The sequence below is a fragment of the Brevundimonas olei genome, from assembly GCF_037055245.1.
Taxonomy (GTDB): domain Bacteria; phylum Pseudomonadota; class Alphaproteobacteria; order Caulobacterales; family Caulobacteraceae; genus Brevundimonas; species Brevundimonas olei.
In genome coordinates this window covers 2,969,514-2,991,786 of sequence record NZ_CP146369.1, presented here as the reverse complement: position 1 = coordinate 2,991,786, position 22,273 = coordinate 2,969,514, and the positions used below count along the sequence as shown (strand labels likewise).

Genomic DNA, 22,273 nt, shown 5'->3' with positions numbered 1-22,273 from the left:
TCGTTCGCGGCTTGAAGGGGGATAAGCGGCCGACATGACCGCCTTGCCGTCCATGACATCGGTGTCGCCTAGCCAGAGGCTGGAGAGTCTGGATCTCCTGCGCGGGTTCGCCCTGTGCGGCATCCTGCTGGTCAACATCATGATGATGGGCGGCTTCTGGGGCCAGTATCATCCGGATCTGCCGCCGACTCTGGCCAACCCCGACTGGTCGGCGTGGATCATCCAGCACCTGTTCGTGCAGGGGTCGATGCGGGGCCTGTTCACCCTGCTGTTCGGCGCGGGGATGCTGCTGATCACCCTGCGCGGAGAAGACGGACGCGGCACGATCCAGGCGGCGGACGTCTATTTCCGACGCTGCATGGCGCTTCTGGCCCTAGGCGTGTTCAACGCCACCATCCTGCTGTTTCCGGGGGACATCCTCTATGTCTACGGCCTGTCGGGATTCCTGCTGTTCGTGTTCCGCACCGCGCGGCCGCGCACGCTGATCGCCCTGTCGGCGGCCCTGCTTCTGCTGCTGACGGTCGAGTCGACGGTGGTCGGGGCCTATCAGGCGATGGAGGCGCGACAAGGGGCGGATCTGGCCAGCCAGGCGGAGACGGGCGCGGCCCTTTCGCCCGCCGACGCCGAAGCCTTGAAAGCCTACGTCCGCGCTCAGGAGGCACAGAGCCTGTCGCCGGAGACCGCCGTCGAGGAAACCGCCGTACGCACGGGGAGCGCCCTGGGCCTGCTGAAATGGAGCGTGCGGACCTGGCTGGACTACGCCGCCTCCAGCTACACCATCACCCTGGTCATTGAATCGGTCGCCTTCATGCTGCTGGGCATGGCGTTGTTCAAGCTGGGCGTTCTGGGCGGGGCGCGGTCGCTGGGCTTCTATGTGGCCCTGGCGGGCGGCGGTTACGCCCTCGGGCTGGCGGTCAATGGCGGACAGGCCGTCATGCTGTGGAACAGCCAGTTCTCGTCCGAATCCTGGGCGGCGCAGACCAGCTATGAACTGGGGCGTTGCGCCATGACGCTGGGCCATGTCGGCCTGTTGCTGTCGCTTTGGAAGATGAACATGCTCGGCTTCGTGGGGCGGGCCTTGCGGAGCCTGGGCCGGATGGCCCTGACCAACTATCTGGGCCAGTCGGCGATCGCGGGCCTGCTGTTCTATGGTCTGGGCCTGTGGGGCAGGCTGGACTGGTGGGGCCTGTGGGGCGTGGCGGCGGCGATCTGGGTCGTCCAGATGATCTTCAGCGCGCTCTGGCTGCGAGCCTTCAACATGGGGCCGCTGGAATGGGCGCTGCGCTGGTTCGCCTACGGGCGGCCCTCGCCTCTCAGACGCGCCAAGGCCGCCTGACTTCCCAGGTCTGGGGCCGGGCCTAGAGCTGGGAGAAGGTGTCGCAGGCGGCCGGATCGCCGGTCTGATAACCGCGCTGCAGCCATTCGACCCGCTGGGCCGAGGAGCCGTGGGTGAAGCTTTCCGGCGAGACGCGCCCGCCGCCGCGGCGTTGCAGCGCATCGTCGCCGATGGCCTGGGCGGTCTTCATGCCCTCCTCCAGATCGCCTGGCTCCAGCGCCACCTCTCCATTCGAGACGACGGCGGCGTTGCGGGCCCAGACGCCGGCGTAGCAGTCGGCCTGAAGCTCCAGGGCGACGGAATAGCGGTTGCCCTCCGCCTGGCTGCGCGCCGACCGCTGGGCCTGTTGCACCTGCTGGCTGGCCCCGGTCAGGGTCTGGACGTGGTGGCCGAACTCATGGGCGATGACATAGGCCTTGGCGAAGTCGGCGCCGGACGCGCCCAGCTTGCTCTCCATCTCGCGCCAGAAGCTGAGGTCCAGATAGACCTTCTGATCCGCCGGGCAGTAGAAGGGGCCCATGGCGGCCTGGCCGTAGCCGCAGCCGGTCTGGGTGCCCTGTTCGTACAGGACGGTGGTCGGCGCGGTGTAGCCTTTCAGCTTGGTGCGCCAGACGTCGTTGATGTTGGAGCCGACGACCTCGACGAACTGGCCGGCCTGATCCTCGGGCGAGCCCATCTGGCCCTGCTGTTCCGCCTGGCCGGCGCCGCCGAACTGGCTGGCCAGCTGCTGGGTGGTGTTGGGGTCTATGCCGAAGACGAAATAGCCGATGGCCGCCAGCACTAGGACGCCGATTCCGCCGCCCGCGACCGCGCCTCCGCCCATGCCGCGCCGATCCTCGACCCCGCCGCCGCGCCGTCCGCCCTGCCAACGCATCTGTCGCTCTCCGCTGTGCCGTCCGTCTCAAGCTAGGCTGAAACGCAGGGCGAGGTGAAGAGATGCAAATGTAACGCTCTTGATCCTTGGGGATCAGTGCGGTTGTCGGTTCAGCCAGGCGTCGATCTCGGGCACGCCCGCCGCGCCCTGATCGACGGGCGGCGAAAGGGACGCTGGCGGGGGCAGGGGCGCAGGACGCGGCGTATAGGCCGTCGCGGAGGGCGTCGTGGGAGCCGGACTCCGCGCGGCCTCCAGCTGGCGCAGGGCGCGGTCCGTCTGAAGCCGCTGCCGCGCGGCGTCGGCCTGGCGCTGGTCGGCCTGCAGACGCAACTGCTCGATCGCTTGCCGATGCTGTTCGGCGGCCGCCGCGTGAGGGTCATAGCCGGGCGGCGGCGGGCCAGGCCAGCCCGGCCAGGTCTGCGCCTGGGCCAGACCGGCCGCGCCCCACTGAGCGATGATCAATGACAGAACGAGCGGGACACGGCGCATGGGATGAAGATGGGCGTTGCGTCCTGTCGCGCCAAGCGGGGCCGCAACCTCTGGTCGGACGAGCGGTTAAGGGCGGACCGCCCCTCGTCATTCCCCTCATCTCAAGGAGCCCGTCATGCCCGACAACGCCGACAAGACACTGGCTGGAAAGACCATCGCCGTCCTGGCCGCCGACGGCGTCGAGCAGATCGAGCTTCAGGAGCCGGTCAAGGCGCTGCGCGCGGAAGGCGCGACGGTCGAGGTGATCTCGCTCGAACCGGGCTGGATCCAGGGCTTCGACCATCTGACCCCCGACGAGATGATCGCGGTCGACCGGACGCTGAAGACGACGGACGCCTCCCTCTATGACGGTCTGGTCCTGCCGGGCGGGGTGGCCAACCCGGATCGGTTGCGCACGGAGGAGGCGGCGCTGAAGTTCGTCCGCGCCTTCTTCGATGCGGGCAAGCCGGTGGCCGCCATCTGTCACGCGCCCTGGATTCTGATCGAGGCGGGCGTCGCCGAGGGGCGGACCCTGACGGCCTACAAGTCCATCCGCACCGATCTGCGCAATGCCAGCGCCGAGGTGGTGGACAAGGAGGTGGTGGTCGACGACGGCCTGATCACCAGCCGCTGTCCCGATGACCTGCCCGCCTTCAACGCGGCGATGATCGAGGCCTTCGCCCAGCCGCCGCGCCGCAGCCGACGCAAGGCGGCGTCCGGCGAGACGCGGCCGTCGGCCCACTAGGCCCGACCCGTCAGGTCAGCGCGTCAGATCGAGAAGCTGACGCCGCAGCCGCAGCTGGAGGCGGCGTTGGGATTGCGGATCACGAACTGGGCGCCGGCCAGTTCGTCGATGAAGGCGATCTCGGAATCCTTGAGGAAGGGCACGGAGACCGCGTCGATGACCACGGCCTGACCGTCGCGGCGCACCACCAGGTCGTCGGCCTCGGGGCAGTCCACCAGCTCGAAGCGATACTGGAAACCCGAGCAGCCGCCGCCGTCGACGGCGACGCGCAGCAGGACGGGTTTGCCTTCCGCCTCGGACAGCCGGGCCAGACGGCGCGCGCCGCTTTCGGCCAGGACGATCCCCTCGGGCGACCGGGTTGCGACCGACAGCGACAGGTCGCGGGCTGATTCTGTGGATTGGACGGTGCTCACGGCCCTCTATATGAGGGTCTGACAGGCGTTCGCAAAGGCCTGTCGCCATCACGAAGTCCCGCCGTCTTGAGCCAGACCCGCGCCCCCTACGCCGAAAACCCCGCCGCCAGCCGCGGCCGCCGCGTTTTCGAGCCCGCCAGCCGCACCCGCACCGCCTTCGCCCGCGACCGCGATCGCATCATCCACGCCACCGCCTTCCGTCGCCTGAAGGAGAAGACCCAAGTCTTCGTCGCGCATGAGGGCGACCACTACCGCACCCGGCTGACGCACAGTCTGGAGGTGGCGCAGATCGCCCGCTCGCTGGCACACGCCCTGCGGCTGGACGACGATCTGGCCGAGACGGTCGCCCTGGCCCACGACCTGGGCCATCCGCCGTTCAGCCACGCGGGCGAGGACGAACTGCACGAACAGATGAAGGCCTTCGGCGGCTTCGACCACAACGTCCAGAGCTTCCGCGTCGTGACCGAGCTGGAGACCCGCTATCCCGGCTTCCCCGGCCTGAACCTGAGTTGGGAGACGGTCGAGGGCGTGGTCAAGCACAACGGCCCGGTGGCGCACCAGCTGTCGGACCCGGCGTGGAAGGCGGTCGCCGCCTATGCGCCGGGCGGGGCGGCCGACTGGGACCTGCGCCTGGGCACCTTCGCCTCGCTGGAGGCGCAGTGCGCGGCCATCGCCGACGACATCGCCTATAACAACCACGACGTGGACGACGGGGTGCAGGCGGGGCTGTTCAGCCTGTCCGATCTGGCCGACGTGCCGCTGATCGGGCGCTGTATCGCCAGCGCGCGCGCCGACTGGCCCGATCTCGACGAGCGGATGCTGCGGCTGGAGGCCGTGCGTCGGATGATCGGCGTCATGGTCGACGACGTCCTGACCGAGACCGAGGCCCGGCTGGCCAAGCACCGCATCGAGACGGTCGAGGATGTCCGCAAGGCGCCGGAAACACTGGTTCAGTTCTCGCCCGGCATGATGGCGGAACTGGCGGTGCTGCGCCGCTTCCTGTTCGAGCGGATGTATCGCCATTACCGCGTCAACCGCACCCGCAGTCAGGCGCGCCGGGTGCTGGCCCAGCTGTTCCAGTTGTTCATGGCCGAGCCGGAGGTCATGCCCCCGGAATGGCAGGTCACGGCGCTGACCGACGACCGGGACGCGCGGGCGCGGGCGGTGTGCGACTACATCGCCGGTATGACGGATCGTTACGCGATCGAGGTGCATCGCAAGCTGTTCAGCCTCGACCTCGCCCTCGATCTGTGATTCGAAACCCGCTGGGGGCGGGTTAGACTGAACATCCCCGCGCGCCGATTCGCGCGCGGGCCATAGAGACCACCAAGGCGCGACCCATGTCCTACGACGACGATCACCGAGGCCACCCCAACGCCGGCCGCGACCGGGGCGCCTATACGCCGCCGACCGACGACGACCTGCCCTTCACGCGCGGCGGCTACGACCCGCGCCGGGCCCCGGCCGCCAAGTCGCCGCCGATCACCCTGATCATCAGCGCGGTCGTTCTGCTGCTGCTGATCGTGGCCGTGGTGGTCTTCTATCGCTCGGGCGTGCGCTCCTCGACGGATGCGCCGCCCGCCGTCGGCACGCCGGTCGAGAGCATGAAGGTCGAGGCCCCGCTGGACGCCCAGCCGGTCGACCCGGAAGCCGACATCCGCGTCTATCGCGACGGCGGCGCCCCGACCGACGCAGCGCCGACCTTCACCCCCGGCCCCGAAGAGGTGCTGCCGCGCCCCGCGCCGACGACCCCGGCCGCGCCGGTCGAATCCTCGACCCTGCCGCCCGCCGCGCCCGCGCCGGCGACCAAGGCTCCGGCCGCGCCTGCGCCCGTAGCGCCGGCTCCGGCGACGAAGGCTCCGACCCCTGCGCCCGCTCCGGCCCCGGCCCCGGCCGCGACGGGCGGGTCGTCGGGCGTGCAGATCGGCGCCTTCTCCTCGACCGCCATCGCCGACCGTGAATACGCCGCCGTCGCCGCCCGCTTCGGCCAGTACGCCTCGGGCGCCGAGAAGCGCGTGCAGGAGGTGACGACGGCCTCGGGTTCGACCGTCTACCGCACCACCTTCACCGGCATGAGCCGTGAGCGCGCCGTCGCCTTCTGCAATGCGCTGAAGGCCGCGGGCCGCGACTGCATTGTCCGCTAAGGATCGCGCAAGCATGACCTCCGCCGCCATCTACGGCTGTTCCGGCCACAGGCTGACGGCGGAGGAGCGCGCCTTCTACGCCGAGGCCAGGCCCTGGGGCTTCATCCTGTTCCGTCGCAATGTGGACAGCCCTGAGCAGGTCAAGGCGCTGGTGTCCGAACTGCGCGACAGCGTGGGCCGGGACGATGCTCCGGTCCTGATCGATCAGGAGGGCGGCCGGGTCCAGCGCCTTGGCCCGCCGCACTGGCCGAAATATCCACCCGGCGCCGCCTATCTGAAGGCGACCAATGATCCGGCGGCGGCGCGCGAATTGGTGCGTCTGGGCGCGCGGCTGATCGCCCATGACCTGCGCGACTTGGGCATCACGGTCGACTGCGTGCCGGTGCTGGACGTGCCGGTGCCGGGCGCCCACGACATCATCGGCGACCGCGCCTATGCTCAGGATCCGGCGACCGTGACCCAGCTGGGCCGCGCCGCCGCCGAGGGTCTGCTGGCGGGCGGCGTCCTGCCGATCATCAAGCACATTCCCGGCCACGGCCGCGCCTTTTCGGACAGCCACCACGACCTGCCGGTGGTCGAGACGGCGATCGAGGAACTGGACGCCTGGGACTTCGCCCCGTTCAAGGCCCTGTCGGACATGCCGATGGCGATGACGGCCCACGTCGTCTTCACCGCCGTCGACGCCAAACGCCCGGCCACTACGTCGAAGAAGGCGATCCGCCTGATGCGCGAGCGACTGGGCTTCTCCGGCCTTATCCTGTCGGACGACCTGTCGATGCAGGCCCTGTCGGGCACGCTGCCCGAGCGCGCTGAACAGTCGCTGAAGGCGGGCTGCGACGTAATTCTCCACTGCAACGGCGACCTGAAGGAGATGGCCGAGGTCGCCAAGGCGACGAAGAAGCTGAAGGGCGAAGCCAAGCGCCGCGCCGAGGCTGCGCTGAACCGCATCGTCCGCACGCCCGAGCCGCTGGATGTCGCCGAGGGCCGCGCGCGGCTGGAGGCGGCGCTGACCGGCCGCTTCGACGCCGCCAAGGGGCCGGACGTCGGCGAGGCGCAAGGGTGATCGCCGGGGAGGGCGCATGAGCGAGGCCTTCCAGCCGAATCTCGACTTCACCGCCGTCGAACAGGTCGAGGCGCAGGAGGCCTTCGTCGTCGATCTGGAGGGCTATGAAGGCCCGCTGCACGTCCTTCTGGCCTTGGCGCGGACGCAGAAGGTGGACCTGCTGAAGCTGTCCATCACCCGTCTGGCCGAACAGTATCTGGCCTTCGTGCATGAGGCGCGGCGGCGGAATTTCGCCCTGGCGGCCGACTATCTCGTGATGGCGTCCTGGCTGGCCTATCTGAAGTCGCGCCTGCTGATCCCGCGCAACGAAAAGGACAAGCCGGAGGAGCCTCCGGCCGAAGAGATCGCCGCCGCCCTGGCCTTCCGCCTGCAGAAGCTAGAGGCCATGCGCACGGCGGTGGAGGCCATCACCGGCCGCCCGCAGTTGAAGCGCGACGTCTTCACGCGCGGCGACCCTCAGGCGACGGTCATCATCCCGTCCGACCGGGTGGACGCCAGCCTCTATGAGCTGATGAGCGCCTATGTCGCCCAGCGCCGCCGCGAGGAGCGCCGCAAATACGCCCCCGGCCAGCGGGTCGAGGCCTTCCAGCTGGAGGCCGCCCGCGACTGGCTGCGCGAGATCATGCCGCGCCTGGCCGAATGGACGCCGCTGGAGCGCGTGGCGCCGCAGAAGCCGGAGGGGCAGGAAGGCCCCAGCCAGGCCAGCTATACCGCCTCCACCCTGTCGGCCAGTCTGGAGCTCGTGAAGGAGGGCGGCATGGACATCCGTCAGGAGCGGCCATTCGACGCGGTGTGGCTGAAACGCAGAGGGCTGGGCCAGCCGTTGGAGCTGACGCCGTGACCCTCGACTTCACCCCGGACCACCTCGAGATCGAACGCCGGGTCGAGGCCCTGCTGTTCGCCGCCGCCGCGCCGCTGTCGCTGGCCGAGATCGCGCGCCGCCTGCCTGAGGGCGCCGACGTCGGCGGGGCGCTGACGGCGCTTCAGGCGCGCTATCAGGGTCGCGGGGTCGAACTGGACTGCGTGGCCGAGCGCTGGCGCTTCCGCACCGCGCCCGACCTCGGCTTCCTGATGACCGAGGAGCGCGAGGAGCCGCGCCGCCTGTCCAAGGCCGCGCTCGAGACACTGGCCATCATCGCCTACCACCAGCCCTGCACCCGCGCCGAGATCGAGAGCGTGCGCGGGGTCTCCCTGTCCAAGGGCACGCTGGACCTGCTGCTGGAGATGGATTTCGTGCGGTTGCGCGGGCGGCGCCGCACGCCGGGACGGCCGGTGACCTACGCCACGACCGACCGCTTCCTGGAGCATTTCAGCCTGGCCGGTCTCTATGACCTGCCGGGCGTGCAGGAGATGAAGGCGGCGGGCCTTCTGGACCTGTCCATGCCGGTCGGTTTCGAGGTGCCGGACCCTTCGCGCGTGGGTGACGAGGAGGGCGAGGACCTGCTCACGGGGCTGGACGACGCCGCGCCCGAGTTCGCCCAGGATTTCGTCAGCGAGGACGAAGAGTCGCAACCGTGACCGGGACGGAACGTCGCGCCCCCAAGAAGCGCCGAAAAGTCATGGACTTAAGTCCAAGGCGCGCCGCCTTGACCTGAGACCGTCTCGCCTATAGGTTCCGCGCCGAAATTCAGACCCGTTCCGGCCCTGCGCCGGGCGCTGAGCGAACAGGCCCATGTCCCCGACGAAGGAATCGCGCGAAGAGGCGATCAAACGCCTCCACGAAAGCGCATCCGCACTGGAGGCGAAGGTTCAGGCGGACAAGTCCGTCGAGGTCGCCGCGCAGAAGGTCGTCGGCCAGGCCTATCGTATCATCGCCGAACTGCTCGGCGGGGTGTTGATCGGTCTCGCACTTGGTTTTGGCGTCGACCGGCTGTTCGGGACGACGCCGATAGGCGTTGTGGGCGGGGTCCTTCTGGGCTTCGCCTTATCGGTTTATATGGCGCGCCGCACAGCCAATCGGCTGATGGCGCAGGCCAAGGCGGCGGGCGTGCCCCAACAGGGCGAACCCATCGTCGAGGCTGACGAAGAAAACAGGGAACGATAGGCTTAATGGCCGGTCCGATTGAACAATTTGAGGTCAAGCCGCTCGTCGAGTTCGGCACGGTCAATGTTCCCGTCCTGGGCGAGCAGGTGATCGCCATCACCAATTCGCACGTGGCCATGACCATCGCCTTCGTGGGCGTCGTCGGCTTCCTGACCCTGGCGACCTCGGGCGCCAAGGTGGTGCCGGGCCGGATGCAGGCCGCGGGCGAGAGCCTGTTCGGCATGGTCGACAACCTGGCCAACTCCATCATCGGTCATGAAGGCCGGAAGTATTTCCCCTTCGCCTTCACCATGTTCCTGCTGGTGCTGACGATGAACCTGCTGGGCATGTTCCTGACGTTCACCGCCACCTCTCAGTTGGCCGTGACCGCGACCCTGGGCCTGTTGACCATCCTGGTGGTCATCACGGTCGGCATCGTCAAGAACGGCGTCGGCTTCCTCAAGCTGTTCTGGCCGACGGGTGCGCCGCTGCTGTTGCGGCCGATCGTCGGCGCCATTGAGTTCGTCTCCTTCCTGCTGCGTCCGGCCACCCTGGCCCTTCGTCTGTTCGGCAACATGCTGGGCGGTCACGTGGCGCTGAAGATCTTCGCCCAGTTCGTCGTTCAACTGGGCGCGGTGGCCATCGTCACCGGCGGCCTGGCCTACGCCTTCATTCCCGTCGCGGCCCTGTCGCTGGGGATGGTGGTGGCCATGACGGCGCTTGAGTTCCTCGTGGCCTTCCTTCAGGCCTTCGTTTTCACCGTTCTGACCTGCATCTACCTCAACGATGTGGTCAACCTGGGCGAGGGCCATTAAGGCTCTGGTTCAGCACTAACCCCACCCTCCAACGCTCCAAAGAACTAGGAATATCATCATGGACGCTGAAGCCGCCAAGTACATCGGCGCTGGTCTGGCCACCCTCGGCATGATCGGCTCGGCCCTGGCCGTCGGCAACATCTTCGGCAACTTCCTGGCCGGCGCCCTGCGCAACCCGGCGGCGGCTGCCTCGCAAGTCGGCAACCTGTTCGTCGGCGCGGCCCTGGCCGAAGCCCTGGGCATCCTGGCCTTCGTGCTGGGCGTCCTGATGATCTTCGGCTGATCCCAGCCCACGATCTTTCAGAATAGACGGCGCGCGGGCCAGTCCTGCGCGCCGTTGTCCTGACTTAGCGATAGACGGTTCATGGCCATCACCCCCACACACGACGTTCAGATCCCGGCGCACGGCGACCTTCATGCGGAGACGCAGGCGGCGGCCGAACATGCCTCGGGCGGACTGCCCCAGTTCGAATTCCAGCATTGGGCCGGCCAGATCGGCTATCTGCTGATCCTGTTCGTCATCCTCTATGTGCTGGTGGCCAAGGTGTTCACGCCGCGCCTGCGCAAGGTGATGGACGAGCGCGCCCAGACCATCGACAGCGCCATCGCCGCCGCCCGCTCGGTTCAGGCCGAAGCCGCCGAACAGGCCGAGGCCGCCCGCGCCGAGGTCGAAAAGGCCCGCGCCGACGCCCGCGCCACCGCCGCTGCCGCCAAGCAGCGCGTCACCGAAGAATTCAACGCCCGTCTGGCTGCGGACGAAGCCGTGGTGAACGCCCGCATCGCCGAGGCCGAGAGCGCCATCGCCAAGACGCGCGACGCCGCCATGACCAATGTCGCGACCATTGCGGCCGACGCCGCCGGCGCCATGCTGGACCGTCTGACCGGCTCCAAGGCCACCGACGCCGAACTGGCCGCCGCGATCAAGGGAGCCGTCTGATGCCCGCCTTCCTGACCAGCCATTTCTACGACATCGCCAACCCCGAACTGTGGGTCGCCGTCGGCCTGCTGATCTTCATCGCCATCGTGGTGATGGCCGGAGTGCCCAAGCTGGTCGCGACCAGCCTGGACGCCAAGGCCGCCAAGATTCAGGGCGATCTGGACGAGGCCGCCCGCCTGCGCGCCGAAGCCGAAGCCATGCTGGTCCAGATCCGTCAGGAGAAGGCCGAGGCCGAGGCCCAGGCCGCGGACCTGCTGGCCACCGCCCAGGCCGACGCCAAGCGCCTGGAAGCTGACGCCAAGGCGCGGATCGAGGAATCGACCGCTCGCCGCCAGGCCCTGGCCGAGCGCCGCATCGCCCAGGCCGAGGCTGAGGCCGCCCAAGAGGTCAAGGCCGCAGCCGCCGACCTGGCCGCCAAGGCCGCGCAACAGATTCTGGCGACGCGCATCGCCGGCGCCAAGACCGACCCGCTGATCGACCAGGCCATCGGCCAGATCGGCGGCAAACTGAACTGATCGCCTCTGGCGTCGAGTCGGCCCCGAAAAGCATCAGGCCCCGCCGGCGACGGCGGGGCCTTTTGCTTGTCCGGATCCGGTTGTCGGGATCGAGACGTCTGGTGAGCCGGGGCTAGTGGGCTGGGGCGGCTCCGATCGGGGCCGCGCCGCGCTTCTCGCGCTCGACCAGCCGGGCGTAGACATTGCCCAGGACGGCGCCGAAGACCATGTGCAGCGCCAGCATCCACCCGAAGGTGCCGAAGCCGGAAGAGCCGGTGAAGGTCCGGTAGTCGCCGACCATGGTGATGAACAGCATCATCGCCACCCAGGCGCCGACGGCGAAGACGATGCCCTTGGTGATGGGCGTGGCGGTCGGCAGCCGCGGATAGGCTATGCCGAACAACGACCCCAGCACGACGGTGCCCATCACCAGGTGAATGGCCCATCCGGCGGCCATGTTGCCCGGCATGCCGAACATCTGGGCCACGACCCCCGGAAAGGGATCGAACAGGTGATTGAGGAACAGATTGACGAGCTCAAGCACGGAAACCGCGACGGTAGCGACGAAGCCGGCGATGATTCCCTTTTTTACGCGTGACATCATGTGAACAGCGCCTCCCAACGCTTTCAACTTCGAGACTACGCAAGGGGGAGCATACGCCGTTCCGGGCGGAAACGGCGTGAACGTCGTTCACATTGCCGTGTTTGCCTTGGCTTGGCCTTATTGTCGAAAGGCGCGCCAGGCCCGGCGCAGGCGACGGCGGAAGCGGGCCAGGGGGCGACGACGACGGCGCAGCACCATCTTCTCGGCGCGCAGGGTCTGCTGCCAGAAGACGGGAGCGATCTCGGGCTTCTTCCGCATCAGGCGGCGGAAGGGATAGACCCATTTGGGCCGAGCGCGCTGGGCGCGGATGAACTGACGCTTGGCCCACCAGGAGTTGCGCAGGACGATGACGAGACCCAGGGCGATGACCGGCACGCCGCCGGGGCCGGGCAGGGGCGCAATCAGCACGCCCAGCAGGATGACCACGAAGCCCACGGCCATCAGGGCCAGGCGACGCAGACGCCGCGCCAGCCCCGGACGGGGCGGCGGAGGCGGGCGCAGCGATGGCAGGACCAGGGTCACGGGGCGGCGTCTCGAACAAGGATTCGGCCAGGGAGGGCCGACAATCAGTAAACGCACGAGACAAGGCCGAAAGGCGGCGTCGCCATGACGCTTTCGTAAGTCGGCCCAGAAATGCAGAACGCCGTGTCCCGAAAGACACGGCGTTCCCTGAACTCAGGCTTGCAGACCCGATCAGCCGGCGCGGTTGGAGCCTTCCGGCGCGGCCCAGCGCAGACGCGGCGAGCGCGCGGCGCGGGTCTCGTCCAGACGCCGCAGGGGCGCATGGAAGGGCGCGCCCTTGAAGCGTTCGACGTCGCCGGCCTTGGCGGCGCCTGCCAGCAGGCGCATGGCCTCGATGAAGCGATCCAGTTCGGCCTTGGACTCCGTCTCGGTCGGCTCGATCAGCATGGCCCCGTGGACGACCAGAGGGAAATACATGGTCATGGGGTGGAAGCCCTCGTCGATCATCGCCTTGGCGAAGTCGAGCGTGGTGATGTCCGTGCCCTTCAGCCATTCGTCGTCGAACAGGGCCTCGTGCATGCAGGGGCCGTCGGGGAAGGCCGGGCTCATCAGGTCTTCGAGGCGGACCTTGATGTAGTTGGCGTTCAGCACGGCGTCCTCGGCCACCTGACGCAGGCCGTCGGAGCCGTGGGACATCATGTAGCTGAGGGCGCGGACATACATGCCCATCTGGCCCTGGAAGGCGCACAGGCGGCCGAAGGCCTGTTCGGCCTCGTCTTCCTCACGCTCGACAAGCTTGTAGCCGTCACCGGTGTTCACCACCCACGGGGCGGGGGCGAAGGGGGCCAGGGCCTCCGACAGCACGACCGGACCGGCGCCCGGACCGCCGCCGCCGTGCGGCGTCGAGAAGGTCTTGTGCAGGTTGATGTGCATGGCGTCGACGCCAAGGTCGCCGGGGCGCACCCGGCCGACGATGGCGTTGAAGTTGGCTCCGTCGCAGTAGAAATAGGCGCCCGCCTCGTGGGTCAGGCGGCTGATCTCCAGGATGTCGCGCTCGAACAGGCCGCAGGTGTTCGGGTTGGTGACCATGATGGCCGCCACGTCCGGACCCAGCTTCGACGCCAGATCGGCCACGTCGACGCGGCCGTCGTCGGTCTGGGCCACTTCGACCACCGAATAGCCGACGAAGGCGGCGGTGGCCGGGTTGGTGCCGTGGGCCGAGGTCGGGACCAGCACCTTGCGGCGCTGCTCATGCTCGCCCTTGGCCTGGTGGGCGGCGCGGATGGCCATCAGGCCGCACAGTTCGCCGTGGGCGCCGGCCTTGGGCGACAGGGCCACCGCAGGCATCCCCGTCAGCGTCGTCAGCCAGTGGGCCAACTGGTCCATCAGCTCCAGCGCGCCCTGCACCGTCGACTGCGGCTGCAGCGGGTGGATGTCCGAGAAGCCCGGCAGGCGCGCCATCTTCTCGTTCAGGCGCGGGTTGTGCTTCATCGTGCACGAACCCAGCGGATAGATGGCCAGGTCGATGGCGTGGTTCTTCTGCGACAGGCGCACATAGTGGCGCATGGCCTCGGGCTCCGACAGGCCGGGCAGGCCGATCGGATCCTTGCGGACCAGGTCGCTCAGGTCCGAGCCGTCCGTGGCGGGCTTGGGCAGGTCGACGCCGGTCTTGCCCCAGCCTTCGCCCTCGAAGATCAGCGGCTCGTCCTGCAGCAGGCCGCGCCCGCCGGTCAGGGTGGCGGGCTTGTAGGAAGCGTCCGAGGCGGCGTTCGGGGCGGTCGGGCGGCCGACAGTGTTCATGGTGCTCATGGTTCCAATCTCCCCTTAGGCGGCCAGAACCTTGGCGAGCGCACCCGCCAGGATCTTGATGTCGGCGTCCAGCGTCGTCTCGGTGGCGGCGACCAGCAGGACGTCGTCGAGACCCGCATCCGGGTTCAGGCGGCTGTAGGGCACGCCGCACAGGACGCCGTTGTCGGCCATCGTCTGCACCACCTCGGCGGCGTTCTTCGGCAGCTTGACCGCGAACTCGTTGAAGAATCGCGGGGTCAGGATCTCGACGCCCGGAATGGCGGCCAGGGCGTCGCGCGTGGCGAGCGCCTTCTCGTGGTTCAGCAGGGCCAGCTGGCGCAGGCCCGTCTCGCCCAGCAGGCTCATGTGGATGGTGAAGGCCAGGCAGCACAGGCCCGAGTTGGTGCAGATGTTCGACGTCGCCTTGTCGCGGCGGATGTGCTGCTCGCGCGTCGACAGGGTCAGGACGAAGCCGCGCCTGCCCTCGGCGTCCACCGTCTCGCCGCAATAGCGGCCGGGCGTCTGGCGCAGCAGCTTCTCGCGGGTGGCGAACAGGCCGATGTAGGGGCCGCCGAAGTTCAGGGCGTTGCCGATCGACTGGCCTTCGGTCGCGACGATGTCGGCGCCCATTTCGCCAGGCGACTTCAGCAGGCCCATCGACACGGCCTCGGTCGTCACGACGATCAGCAGGGCGCCGGCGGCGTGGGCGGCCTCGGCGATCTTGGTGACATCCGTGGCGGTGCCGAAGACGTTCGGGGTCTGGACGACGACGCAGGCCGTGTCCTTGTCGATGGCGGCGATGACGGCGTCTTCGGCGTCGACGGCGGGCGCCAAAGCCTCGGTCTCGACGCCGACGGCGTGGACCACGGTCTCGGTCGCCTTGACGTAGTGGGGGTGGACGCCGCCCGAGATGACGGCCTTGTTGCGGCGGGTCACGCGGGTGGCCATCAGCACGCCCTCGGCCATGGCGGTCGAGCCGTCATAGAGGGAGGCGTTGGCGACTTCCATGCCGGTCAGGTTCGCGACCTGGGTCTGGAACTCGTACAGGTACTGCAGCGTGCCCTGGGCGATTTCCGGCTGATAGGGGGTGTAGCTGGTCAGGAACTCCGACCGCTGGATCACATGGTCCACCGTGGCCGGGACGTGGTGCTTATAGGCCCCGGCGCCGCAGAAGAAGGGCACGGCGCCCGCCGTGGCGTTCTTGCTCGCCATGGTCGAGAGGGCGCGTTCGACCTCCAGCTCGCCCGCCACACGGGGCAGGTCGACGAAGCCGTCGCGGCGCGCGGCCTGCGGCACGTCGATGAACAGGTCGTCGATGGATTTGGCGCCGATGGCGGCCAGCATGGCCTCACGGTCGTCGGGCGTCAGGGGGAGGTAGCGCATTCTATATTCCGCTCATCCCCGCGGAAGCGGGGACCCAGGTTTAAGCTTCAAACACCGCTGCTTGACCCCAAGGAACTGGGTCCCCGCTTCCGCGGGGATGAGCGGAGAGGGGAGACCTTTAGAGGGTGGTCAGATAGGCGTCGTAGGCGGCCTGATCCATCAGGCCGTCCAGCACCGAGGCGTCGGACACCTTGATCTTGGCGAACCAGCCTTCGCCTTCCGGATCGGCGTTGACGGTTTCCGGGGCGTCGGCCAGGGCGGCGTTGCCCTCGATCACTTCGCCCGCGATGGGGGCGTAGACGTCCGAGGCGGCCTTGACCGATTCCACGACGGCGAAGCTGTCGCCGACCGAGACGGTCTTGCCGGCTTCCGGCGTCTCGACGAACACCACGTCGCCCAGGGCGTCAGCGGCGTGCTTGGAGATGCCGACCGTGGCGACGTCGCCGTCCAGGCGAACCCATTCGTGATCCTTGGTGAACTTCATCTTGGTCTTCCCTTTTGTCGTCATCCTCGGGCTTGACCCGAGGATCGAGCCCTGGAGCGGGCGGTTGGTCTAGAACTTCCAGCGTCGAGCGGCGGACCGCCCGGCCCTCGGGTAAAGCCCGAGGGTGACGGTCTTATTTCGGCTTGCGGTAGTAGCGGGTCGCCACGAAAGGCGTGGCGACGACTTCGGCGGCGGCGGGGCGGCCGCGCACCAGAACCTTCAGTTCCGTGCCCAGCTCGGCGAAGGCCGGCGGCACATAGCCCATGGCGATGTTGTGTCCCAGCGTCGGCGAGGGGCCACCCGAGGTGACCTTGCCGATCACGGCGCCGTCCATGTCGGCGATCTCGGCGCCTTCGCGGGCGGGGGCGCCTTCCTTGACGTGCAGACCGACGCGGACGCGCGCCGGGCCGTCGGCCAGTTGTTTCAGAATGGTCTCGGCGCCGGCGAAGTCGGCGCGCTCCTTGCGCGACTTGGACAGGGCGAAGGTCAGCCCCGCCTCGACCGGGGTGGTTGCGGCGTCGACATCGTGGCCGTGCAGCGGCAGGCCGGCTTCCAGACGCAAGGAGTCGCGCGCGCCCAGACCGACGGGCTTCACCCGCGCGTCCGACAGCAGCAGGCCCCACACGCGCTCTGCGGCGGCGGCCGGAACTGAAATCTCATAGCCGTCCTCGCCGGTGTAGCCCGAGCGCGAGACGATGCAGTCCTCGTCGAACAGGCGGATGGCGCGGCAGTCCATGAAGCCCATGTCGGCCAGTTCCGCCGAATGGGCGGCCATAACCTCGGCGGCTTCCGGTCCTTGAATGGCCAGCAGGGCCCGGTCCAGCACTTCCAGCTTGGCGTCGCCCGACAGATGGGCGTTCAGGAAGACGAAGTCGGCGTCCTTATTGCCCGCGTTGACGACGATGTAGAGGCCGTCTTCGAAAGGCTTGCCCGCCATCAGGTCGTCCATGACGCCGCCCTGTTCGTTCAGCAGCAGGGTGTATTTCTGCTTGCCGGGCTTCACGATCGCATAGTCGCCGGGGACGAAGCGCTCGAACTGCGCAATCGCGTCGGCGCCGGTGATGCGCGCCTGGCCCATGTGGGAGACGTCGAACAGGCCGGCGTGCTCGCGGGTCCAGCGGTGCTCGGCCAGCACGCCTTCATACTGGACCGGCATGTCATAGCCGCCGAAGCCGACCATGCGGGCGCCAAGCGCGCGGTGCGCGGCGTTGAGGGGGGTAGTCTTAAGGGCCTGATCGCTCATGGCGTCGCCTCCGGGTCGCAGGTTGCGGCGATAGCTTCGCCGTCGTTGCGCCCCCGCTGTCCTGAAGCCTGAGAGATTCCGACCGTTCCCGAAAAGGTTCGGCCTTGCTCCGTCGGCGCGCGTCGGGACCCTCCGTCCTTCGGCGACTTTCCAGCGTCCGTGCGCTTTCGCGGTCCTTTTGCCTGAGCGTTTCCGGGGCGGTTGCGCCTTCGGCTCCGGGCGCCGCGAACGGACCCGATCTCTCCCGCGAGAGCGTTCGACCTAAGGCCGTGAATCCAGCGCCGAGTCAAGCGGCGCCGGACTTGCCGCCGTCGATCCTAAGGGCCATGAGGGGCGGAACCGCGCTTCGCCCACAGGATTTGAAGGACGTCATGACCGCCCGCACCGATCTCGCCGCCCACCTCGCCTCCCTCGACCTGCCGCAGGGTCTGGTCGAGACGCTGACGACGGCGGCCGCCGCCTGCGTCGAGATCCGCCAGGTGGTGGCGGGCGGCGCCCTGGTCGGCGCCCTGGGCGCATCGGGCGCCGTCAATGTGCAGGACGAAGAGCAGAAGAAGCTGGACGTCATCGCCGACGACATCCTGACCGACGCCCTGCTGGCCTGCCCGGCCGTGGCGGGGGTGGCGTCCGAGGAAAAGGACACGATGCAGGCCTCGGCGAACGCGGCGGGCGAATACCTGGTGCTGTTCGATCCGCTGGACGGCTCGTCCAACATCGACATCAATGCGCCGGTCGGCACCATCGTCTCGGTGCTGAAGGCGCCGTCGGCCCAGCCGAGCGAGGCCGACTTCCTGCAATCGGGCCGTCAGCAGGTCGCGGCGCTCTACGCCGTCTACGCCGGTCAGGCCATGCTGGTGCTGACCACGGGCAAGGGGGTGGCGGGCTTCACCCTGGCGCCCGACGGCCGCTGGCTGATGACGCATGAGAACGTGTGCATTCCGGCCGATACGAAGGAGTTCGCCATCAACATGTCGAACCAGCGCCACTGGGCCGAGGGCGTCCAGCGCTACGTCGACGGCTGCCTGAAGGGCGCCGACGGCCCGCGCGGCAAGAATTTCAACATGCGCTGGGTCGCCGCCATGGTGGCTGACGTGCACCGTATCCTGATGCGCGGCGGCGTCTTCCTCTATCCGTGGGACAAGCGCGAACCGAACAAGCCAGGCAAGCTGCGCCTGATGTATGAGGGCAACCCCATGTCCTTCCTGGTCGAGCAGGCGGGCGGCAAGTCCACCACCGACGGCAAGCAGGCCATCATGGACGTGACGCCGACCGAGCTGCACCAGCGGGTGCCGGTCGTGCTCGGCTCGGCCAACGAAGTCGACCAGATCGCGGCGGCCTGAGGCCATGCAGATCGCCGCTTCTGACGCCCTTCTGGTCATCGACGCCCAGAACGATTTCTGCGAGGGCGGCGCCCTGGCGGTTCAGGGCGGGGCGGCGATCATGCCACTGATCAATCGGCTGGCCGAGCGGTTCACGACCGTCATCGCCACCCAGGACTGGCACACGCCGGACCAGATCAGCTTCGCCTCCAACCACGCGGGCGCGGCGCCGTTCACGCAGATCGAGGTCGCCTACGGGCCTCAGATGCTGTGGCCGGATCACTGCGTGCAGGGCACGCCGGGGGCGGACTTCCACCCCGACGCGGCGCCTGCCGTGACCAAGGCGCTGGCCGTGATCCGCAAGGGCTATAATCCGGCAGTCGATTCCTATTCCGGCTTCTATGAGAACGACCACAGGACGGCGACGGGTCTGGCGGGCCTGCTGCGCGATCTGGGGGTGAAGCGCGTCTTCCTGTGCGGCCTGGCCTATGACTACTGCGTGCGCTTCACCGCCGAGGACGCGGTGCGCGAGGGCTTTGAGGCCGTGGTCATCGAAGACGCCTGTCGCGCCATCGCGCCGGACACGGCGGCGGCGGCCAAGGCCGGGTTTGCGACGCTGGACGTGGCGGAGATCGAGGCGGCGTCGCTCCTCGGCTGACCACTCCCTTCGTCATCCTCCGGCAAGCCGCACAGCGGCGCAGACCGGGGGACCCAGCGGCGCCGAAGGCGATCTTCGCCGCGAGCACCAGCGCGTGGTTGTTTCGCGCTCACGCGCCGTTGGGTCCCCCCGGTCTCGCTCCGCTCGCCGGAGGATGACGAAGCGGGGCTCAGTTCGCAGCCGCGTAGGCCTCGACCTCGGCGATCCGTGCGGCCTTGTCGGCGTCGCTGAGGAAACTGCCCTCAAAGCTGTTCTTCGCCAGTTGCACGACCTGTTCGCGTGTCAGGCTGACCGCCTTGGCCAGTTCGATATAGTTCGCGTTCACATAGCCGCCGAAGTAGGACGGATCGTCCGAGTTCAGGGTGACGTGCAGGCCCCGACGCAGCATCTCGGGGATCGGGTGGTCCTTCAGATCCCTGACCACGCACAGCTTCAGGTTCGACAGGGGGCAGACGGTCAGCGTCATCTGTTCGGCGGCCAGACGGGCGATCAGGGCCTCGTCCTCCATCGAGCGGTTGCCGTGGTCCATGCGGTCGATGTGAAGCAGGTCCAGCGCCTCGCGGACGTATTCGGGCGGGCCTTCCTCGCCCGCGTGGGCGCACAGCTTCAGGCCCAGGTCGCGCGCGGCGGCGAAGACGCGCTGGAATTTCGACGGCGGGTGACCGACCTCGGACGAATCCAGTCCGACGCCGATGAAGTGATGAAGATAGGGCTTGGCGGCCTCCAGCGTGGCGAAGGCTTCGTCTTCGGACAGGTGGCGCAGGAAGCTGAGGATCAGGCCTGACGTCACGCCCAGCTCGGTCTTGGCCCGGTCCATGCCCGCGATCAGGCCCTCGACCACGACGGCGAAGGGCACGCCTCGATCGGTGTGGGTCTGGGGGTCGAAGAAGATCTCGGCGTGGCGGACGGTGTCGGCGGCGGCGCGCTGGAAATAGGCGAAGGCCAGATCCTCGAAGTCCTGACGGGTCAGCAGTACGGCGGCGCCTGCGTAATAGATGTCGAGGAAGTCCTGCAGGTTCGAGAAGTCATAGGCCGCGCGCACGGCCTCGACACTGTCATAGGGGATGGCGACGCCGTTGCGCTGCGCCAGTTCGAACATCAGTTCGGGCTCGAGCGAGCCCTCGATGTGCAGGTGCAGTTCGGCCTTGGGCAGGCCGGCGATGAAGGCGTCGAGGGACATGAGGGGAGGCTCCTTGGCGGTCGCCTCCCCCTTATCACATTACATCCGCTCGGGCGTCTCGATGCCCAGCAGGCGCAGCGCCGTCTCCAGTTGGTGCAGGGTCGCGGCGGCCAGGGCCAGGCGCGAGCCCTTGGTCGCGGCGTCCGGCGCGACCAGGATCGGGCAGGCGGCGTAGAATTTCGAGAAGCTCTGGGCCAGCCGATAGGCGTGCTCGGCGATCAGATTGGGCGAACGCTTGTCATAGGCGTCGGCCGTGGCCGCGTCGAAGGCGTCCAGCGTCAGGGCCAGGTCACGCTCGGCGGCTTCCTCGATGACGATGGGGGCCAGGGCCACGCCCTGTTCCGCCGCCTTGCGCAGCAGGGATTTCACCCGCACGGCCTGATACAACAGATAGGGGCCGGTCTTGCCCTCGAAGCTCATGAAGCGGTCTAGGTCGAAGACGTAGCTGGTCGTGCGGTTGTTCGACAGGTCCGAGAATTTCAGCGCGGCGACCGCCACCTTGTGGGCGATATCCTCGAACTCTTCGGCGGGCAGGTCGTCGCCCAGCTTGGCCTCGTGCAGACGCTCGCGCGCCTTTTCCGTCGCCATGTCGATCAGGTCGCGCAGCTTCAGCACGCCGCCCGCGCGGGTCTTGAACGGCTTGCCGTCCGCGCCGTTCATGGTGCCGAAGCCGAGGTGCTCCAGCGACTTCTCGGGCGCGTATCCGGCCAGATAGGCGGCGCGGAAGACCTGTTCGAAATGCTCGGCCTGACGCTCGTCGACGACGTAGAGGATCAGGTCCGGGCCGATCGACTTCTTGCGGTCCAGAATGGTGGCCAGGTCGGTCGTGCCGTACATGGCCGAACCTTCCGAGCTGATGACCAGCAGGGGCGGGGGCGACGGGGCCTCGATCACCGAGCCGTCGGCCAGCTTCTTCTTGCGGGTCTCGCCGTCGCGGGCGACGTGGACCACCTGGGCGCCGTCGTCCTCGACCAGCAGGCCCTTGGCCTTCAGGTCGGCGATCATCTCGTCCATCAGCGGATCGGCGTCGCTCTCGCCGTTCCACAGGTCGAAGTCGACCGACAGGTCGTCATATTCGCGCTTCAGCGCCTCGCGGCTGACGGCGACGAAGTGCGACCACAGGGCGCGATAGCCGGGGCGGCCGCCCTGCAGTTCGGCGGTCGCCTTGCGGGCGCGGTCGCGGAAGGCGGGGTCTTCCTTGGCCTTGCCCGCCGCCAGCGGATAGAGGCGGTCGAGGTCGGCCAGCGTCACCGGCGTCTCGGCCGGGAAGGGACCGTCGCCCTGGGCCATGAAGGCGTCGGCCAGCCCCTCGTCGCCGCAGGCGGTGATCAGCAGGCCCATCTGGAAGCCCCAGTCGCCGAAATGGGCGTCGCCGGTCACATGGTCGCCGCGCAGGCGGAACAGCCGCTTCAGGCTCTCGCCGATGATGGCGCTGCGCAGGTGGCCGACGTGCATGGGCTTGGCCACGTTCGGGCCGCCGTAGTCGATGACCACCTTGCGCGGCTCGACGCGCGAGGCGCCGGCCAGTTCCTCATCCGCCGCGACCTCGGCCGCGCGCTGGGCCAGGGCCGCGTTCGACAGCTTCATGTTGATGAAGCCGGGACCGGCGACCTCGACCGACGACAGGCGCGGATCGGCGGCCAGACGCTCTGCCACCTTGGCGGCCAGTTCGCGCGGGTTGGCCTTCAGCGCCTTGGCGGCGGCCAGGGCGCCGTTCGACTGGAAGTCGGCCAGGTCGGGACGGTCGGAGGCGGTGACGCGGGCCAGGGCCTTGTCCACGCCTTCGGCGGCGAAGGCGGCTCCGACCGCTTCGCCGAGAGAAGTCTTGAGGTCGGTCATG

At 68.5% G+C, this 22,273-nt stretch carries 25 protein-coding genes and 1 riboswitch; of the genes, 14 read left to right on the top strand and 11 right to left on the bottom strand.

The window, feature by feature from the left end:
* Positions 1-34: 34 nt before the first annotated feature.
* Positions 35-1,336, top strand: a complete 1,302-nt coding sequence (locus V8J38_RS14600) for a DUF418 domain-containing protein (RefSeq protein WP_291777532.1) — start codon at positions 35-37, stop codon at positions 1,334-1,336.
* A gap of 22 nt (positions 1,337-1,358) precedes the next feature.
* On the opposite strand, the gene V8J38_RS14595 is transcribed toward V8J38_RS14600, so the two are convergent.
* Positions 1,359-2,210: a KPN_02809 family neutral zinc metallopeptidase gene (locus V8J38_RS14595; protein WP_338576671.1), complete on the bottom strand. Its 852-nt coding sequence runs from the start codon at positions 2,208-2,210 to the stop codon at positions 1,359-1,361.
* Between the two features lie 93 nt (positions 2,211-2,303).
* On the bottom strand, positions 2,304-2,672 hold the full coding sequence (locus tag V8J38_RS14590; protein WP_338576669.1) for a hypothetical protein: 369 nt from the start codon (positions 2,670-2,672) through the stop codon (positions 2,304-2,306).
* A 142-nt stretch (positions 2,673-2,814) separates the two neighbouring features.
* On the opposite strand from V8J38_RS14590, the gene V8J38_RS14585 reads away from it, so the two are divergent.
* On the top strand, positions 2,815-3,423 hold the full coding sequence (locus tag V8J38_RS14585; RefSeq protein WP_338576667.1) for a type 1 glutamine amidotransferase domain-containing protein: 609 nt from the start codon (positions 2,815-2,817) through the stop codon (positions 3,421-3,423).
* 23 nt (positions 3,424-3,446) lie between these two features.
* Here V8J38_RS14585 and V8J38_RS14580 read toward each other — a convergent pair whose 3' ends face one another.
* The gene (locus V8J38_RS14580; protein ID WP_338578636.1) at positions 3,447-3,794 is read right to left on the bottom strand and encodes an iron-sulfur cluster assembly accessory protein; all 348 of its coding nucleotides are present in this window, start codon (positions 3,792-3,794) and stop codon (positions 3,447-3,449) included.
* A 108-nt stretch (positions 3,795-3,902) separates the two neighbouring features.
* On the opposite strand from V8J38_RS14580, the gene V8J38_RS14575 reads away from it, so the two are divergent.
* The 10 genes from V8J38_RS14575 to V8J38_RS14530 all read left to right on the top strand — a co-directional run bounded on the left by V8J38_RS14575 (position 3,903) and on the right by V8J38_RS14530 (position 11,333).
* Positions 3,903-5,090, top strand: a complete 1,188-nt coding sequence (locus V8J38_RS14575; RefSeq protein ID WP_338576666.1) for a deoxyguanosinetriphosphate triphosphohydrolase — start codon at positions 3,903-3,905, stop codon at positions 5,088-5,090.
* Between the two features lie 86 nt (positions 5,091-5,176).
* Positions 5,177-5,980 (top strand): SPOR domain-containing protein, encoded by an 804-nt coding sequence (locus V8J38_RS14570; protein WP_338576664.1) that lies wholly within the window; start codon positions 5,177-5,179, stop codon positions 5,978-5,980.
* Positions 5,981-5,993: 13 nt separating this feature from the next.
* Positions 5,994-7,043, top strand: coding sequence for a beta-N-acetylhexosaminidase (gene nagZ / locus V8J38_RS14565; protein WP_338576662.1), 1,050 nt, complete (start codon positions 5,994-5,996; stop codon positions 7,041-7,043).
* A gap of 16 nt (positions 7,044-7,059) precedes the next feature.
* The gene (locus tag V8J38_RS14560) at positions 7,060-7,884 is read left to right on the top strand and encodes a segregation and condensation protein A (RefSeq protein ID WP_003163745.1); all 825 of its coding nucleotides are present in this window, start codon (positions 7,060-7,062) and stop codon (positions 7,882-7,884) included.
* A complete protein-coding gene (gene scpB, locus V8J38_RS14555) occupies positions 7,881-8,561 on the top strand; it encodes an SMC-Scp complex subunit ScpB (protein WP_312220001.1) in 681 nt (226 codons plus the stop codon). Before V8J38_RS14560 ends, scpB begins: the two co-directional genes overlap by 4 nt.
* A 154-nt stretch (positions 8,562-8,715) precedes the next feature.
* Positions 8,716-9,087: an AtpZ/AtpI family protein gene (locus V8J38_RS14550; protein WP_291777558.1), complete on the top strand. Its 372-nt coding sequence runs from the start codon at positions 8,716-8,718 to the stop codon at positions 9,085-9,087.
* A 5-nt stretch (positions 9,088-9,092) separates the two neighbouring features.
* Positions 9,093-9,881, top strand: coding sequence for a F0F1 ATP synthase subunit A (locus V8J38_RS14545; RefSeq protein WP_291777561.1), 789 nt, complete (start codon positions 9,093-9,095; stop codon positions 9,879-9,881).
* 58 nt (positions 9,882-9,939) lie between these two features.
* Positions 9,940-10,164: a F0F1 ATP synthase subunit C gene (locus tag V8J38_RS14540; RefSeq protein ID WP_003168985.1), complete on the top strand. Its 225-nt coding sequence runs from the start codon at positions 9,940-9,942 to the stop codon at positions 10,162-10,164.
* Positions 10,165-10,245: 81 nt separating this feature from the next.
* Complete coding sequence (locus tag V8J38_RS14535; RefSeq protein ID WP_312219999.1) at positions 10,246-10,818, top strand: hypothetical protein; 573 nt, start codon at positions 10,246-10,248, stop codon at positions 10,816-10,818.
* Positions 10,818-11,333, top strand: a complete 516-nt coding sequence (locus tag V8J38_RS14530; protein ID WP_338576655.1) for a F0F1 ATP synthase subunit B — start codon at positions 10,818-10,820, stop codon at positions 11,331-11,333. The genes V8J38_RS14535 and V8J38_RS14530 overlap by 1 nt, the downstream gene beginning before the upstream one ends.
* Positions 11,334-11,445: 112 nt before the next feature.
* Here V8J38_RS14530 and V8J38_RS14525 read toward each other — a convergent pair whose 3' ends face one another.
* The 6 genes from V8J38_RS14525 to gcvT all read right to left on the bottom strand — a co-directional run bounded on the left by V8J38_RS14525 (position 11,446) and on the right by gcvT (position 17,276).
* On the bottom strand, positions 11,446-11,916 hold the full coding sequence (locus V8J38_RS14525; protein WP_291777576.1) for a DUF6789 family protein: 471 nt from the start codon (positions 11,914-11,916) through the stop codon (positions 11,446-11,448).
* 117 nt (positions 11,917-12,033) lie between these two features.
* Complete coding sequence (locus V8J38_RS14520) at positions 12,034-12,438, bottom strand: PGPGW domain-containing protein (protein ID WP_312219998.1); 405 nt, start codon at positions 12,436-12,438, stop codon at positions 12,034-12,036.
* Positions 12,439-12,609: 171 nt separating this feature from the next.
* Positions 12,610-14,187 carry an aminomethyl-transferring glycine dehydrogenase subunit GcvPB gene (gcvPB, locus tag V8J38_RS14515; protein WP_291777582.1) on the bottom strand — a complete coding sequence of 526 codons (1,578 nt, stop codon included), beginning with the start codon at positions 14,185-14,187 and terminating at the stop codon, positions 12,610-12,612.
* A gap of 15 nt (positions 14,188-14,202) precedes the next feature.
* Entirely contained in the window at positions 14,203-15,549 is a 1,347-nt protein-coding gene (gene gcvPA, locus V8J38_RS14510; RefSeq protein WP_338576649.1) for an aminomethyl-transferring glycine dehydrogenase subunit GcvPA, read from the bottom strand.
* Between the two features lie 118 nt (positions 15,550-15,667).
* Complete coding sequence (gene gcvH, locus V8J38_RS14505; RefSeq protein ID WP_123155206.1) at positions 15,668-16,033, bottom strand: glycine cleavage system protein GcvH; 366 nt, start codon at positions 16,031-16,033, stop codon at positions 15,668-15,670.
* A gap of 133 nt (positions 16,034-16,166) precedes the next feature.
* Positions 16,167-17,276: a glycine cleavage system aminomethyltransferase GcvT gene (gene gcvT, locus V8J38_RS14500; protein ID WP_338576644.1), complete on the bottom strand. Its 1,110-nt coding sequence runs from the start codon at positions 17,274-17,276 to the stop codon at positions 16,167-16,169.
* Between the two features lie 160 nt (positions 17,277-17,436).
* A riboswitch (glycine riboswitch) is annotated at positions 17,437-17,533 on the bottom strand.
* Between the two features lie 114 nt (positions 17,534-17,647).
* Here gcvT and V8J38_RS14495 point away from each other — a divergent pair.
* Both V8J38_RS14495 and pncA read left to right on the top strand, forming a co-directional pair.
* Entirely contained in the window at positions 17,648-18,616 is a 969-nt protein-coding gene (locus V8J38_RS14495; RefSeq protein ID WP_338576642.1) for a class 1 fructose-bisphosphatase, read from the top strand.
* Between the two features lie 4 nt (positions 18,617-18,620).
* Positions 18,621-19,253, top strand: coding sequence for a bifunctional nicotinamidase/pyrazinamidase (pncA, locus tag V8J38_RS14490; protein ID WP_338576640.1), 633 nt, complete (start codon positions 18,621-18,623; stop codon positions 19,251-19,253).
* Positions 19,254-19,422: 169 nt separating this feature from the next.
* On the opposite strand, the gene V8J38_RS14485 is transcribed toward pncA, so the two are convergent.
* Positions 19,423-20,433: an adenosine deaminase gene (locus tag V8J38_RS14485; RefSeq protein WP_338576638.1), complete on the bottom strand. Its 1,011-nt coding sequence runs from the start codon at positions 20,431-20,433 to the stop codon at positions 19,423-19,425.
* Between the two features lie 39 nt (positions 20,434-20,472).
* Positions 20,473-22,272 (bottom strand): arginine--tRNA ligase, encoded by a 1,800-nt coding sequence (argS, locus tag V8J38_RS14480; protein WP_338576637.1) that lies wholly within the window; start codon positions 22,270-22,272, stop codon positions 20,473-20,475.
* Position 22,273 lies beyond the last annotated feature (1 nt).

Excerpts from the sequence above, each read along its gene's own strand:
- gcvPA (WP_338576649.1), bottom strand. The coding sequence starts at position 15,549 with ATGCGCTACCTCCCCCTGACGCCCGACGACCGTGAGGCCATGCTGGCC.
- V8J38_RS14535 (WP_312219999.1), top strand. The coding sequence starts at position 10,246 with ATGGCCATCACCCCCACACACGACGTTCAGATCCCGGCGCACGGCGAC.
- V8J38_RS14600 (WP_291777532.1), top strand. The coding sequence starts at position 35 with ATGACCGCCTTGCCGTCCATGACATCGGTGTCGCCTAGCCAGAGGCTG.
- V8J38_RS14595 (WP_338576671.1), bottom strand. The coding sequence starts at position 2,210 with ATGCGTTGGCAGGGCGGACGGCGCGGCGGCGGGGTCGAGGATCGGCGC.
- V8J38_RS14585 (WP_338576667.1), top strand. The coding sequence starts at position 2,815 with ATGCCCGACAACGCCGACAAGACACTGGCTGGAAAGACCATCGCCGTC.
- V8J38_RS14550 (WP_291777558.1), top strand. The coding sequence starts at position 8,716 with ATGTCCCCGACGAAGGAATCGCGCGAAGAGGCGATCAAACGCCTCCAC.
- gcvT (WP_338576644.1), bottom strand. The coding sequence starts at position 17,276 with ATGAGCGATCAGGCCCTTAAGACTACCCCCCTCAACGCCGCGCACCGC.
- V8J38_RS14495 (WP_338576642.1), top strand. The coding sequence starts at position 17,648 with ATGACCGCCCGCACCGATCTCGCCGCCCACCTCGCCTCCCTCGACCTG.
- pncA (WP_338576640.1), top strand. The coding sequence starts at position 18,621 with ATGCAGATCGCCGCTTCTGACGCCCTTCTGGTCATCGACGCCCAGAAC.
- V8J38_RS14485 (WP_338576638.1), bottom strand. The coding sequence starts at position 20,433 with ATGTCCCTCGACGCCTTCATCGCCGGCCTGCCCAAGGCCGAACTGCAC.
- V8J38_RS14570 (WP_338576664.1), top strand. The coding sequence starts at position 5,177 with ATGTCCTACGACGACGATCACCGAGGCCACCCCAACGCCGGCCGCGAC.
- argS (WP_338576637.1), bottom strand. The coding sequence starts at position 22,272 with ATGACCGACCTCAAGACTTCTCTCGGCGAAGCGGTCGGAGCCGCCTTC.
- V8J38_RS14545 (WP_291777561.1), top strand. The coding sequence starts at position 9,093 with ATGGCCGGTCCGATTGAACAATTTGAGGTCAAGCCGCTCGTCGAGTTC.
- V8J38_RS14560 (WP_003163745.1), top strand. The coding sequence starts at position 7,060 with ATGAGCGAGGCCTTCCAGCCGAATCTCGACTTCACCGCCGTCGAACAG.
- gcvH (WP_123155206.1), bottom strand. The coding sequence starts at position 16,033 with ATGAAGTTCACCAAGGATCACGAATGGGTTCGCCTGGACGGCGACGTC.
- V8J38_RS14540 (WP_003168985.1), top strand. The coding sequence starts at position 9,940 with ATGGACGCTGAAGCCGCCAAGTACATCGGCGCTGGTCTGGCCACCCTC.
- gcvPB (WP_291777582.1), bottom strand. The coding sequence starts at position 14,187 with ATGAGCACCATGAACACTGTCGGCCGCCCGACCGCCCCGAACGCCGCC.
- nagZ (WP_338576662.1), top strand. The coding sequence starts at position 5,994 with ATGACCTCCGCCGCCATCTACGGCTGTTCCGGCCACAGGCTGACGGCG.
- V8J38_RS14525 (WP_291777576.1), bottom strand. The coding sequence starts at position 11,916 with ATGATGTCACGCGTAAAAAAGGGAATCATCGCCGGCTTCGTCGCTACC.
- V8J38_RS14530 (WP_338576655.1), top strand. The coding sequence starts at position 10,818 with ATGCCCGCCTTCCTGACCAGCCATTTCTACGACATCGCCAACCCCGAA.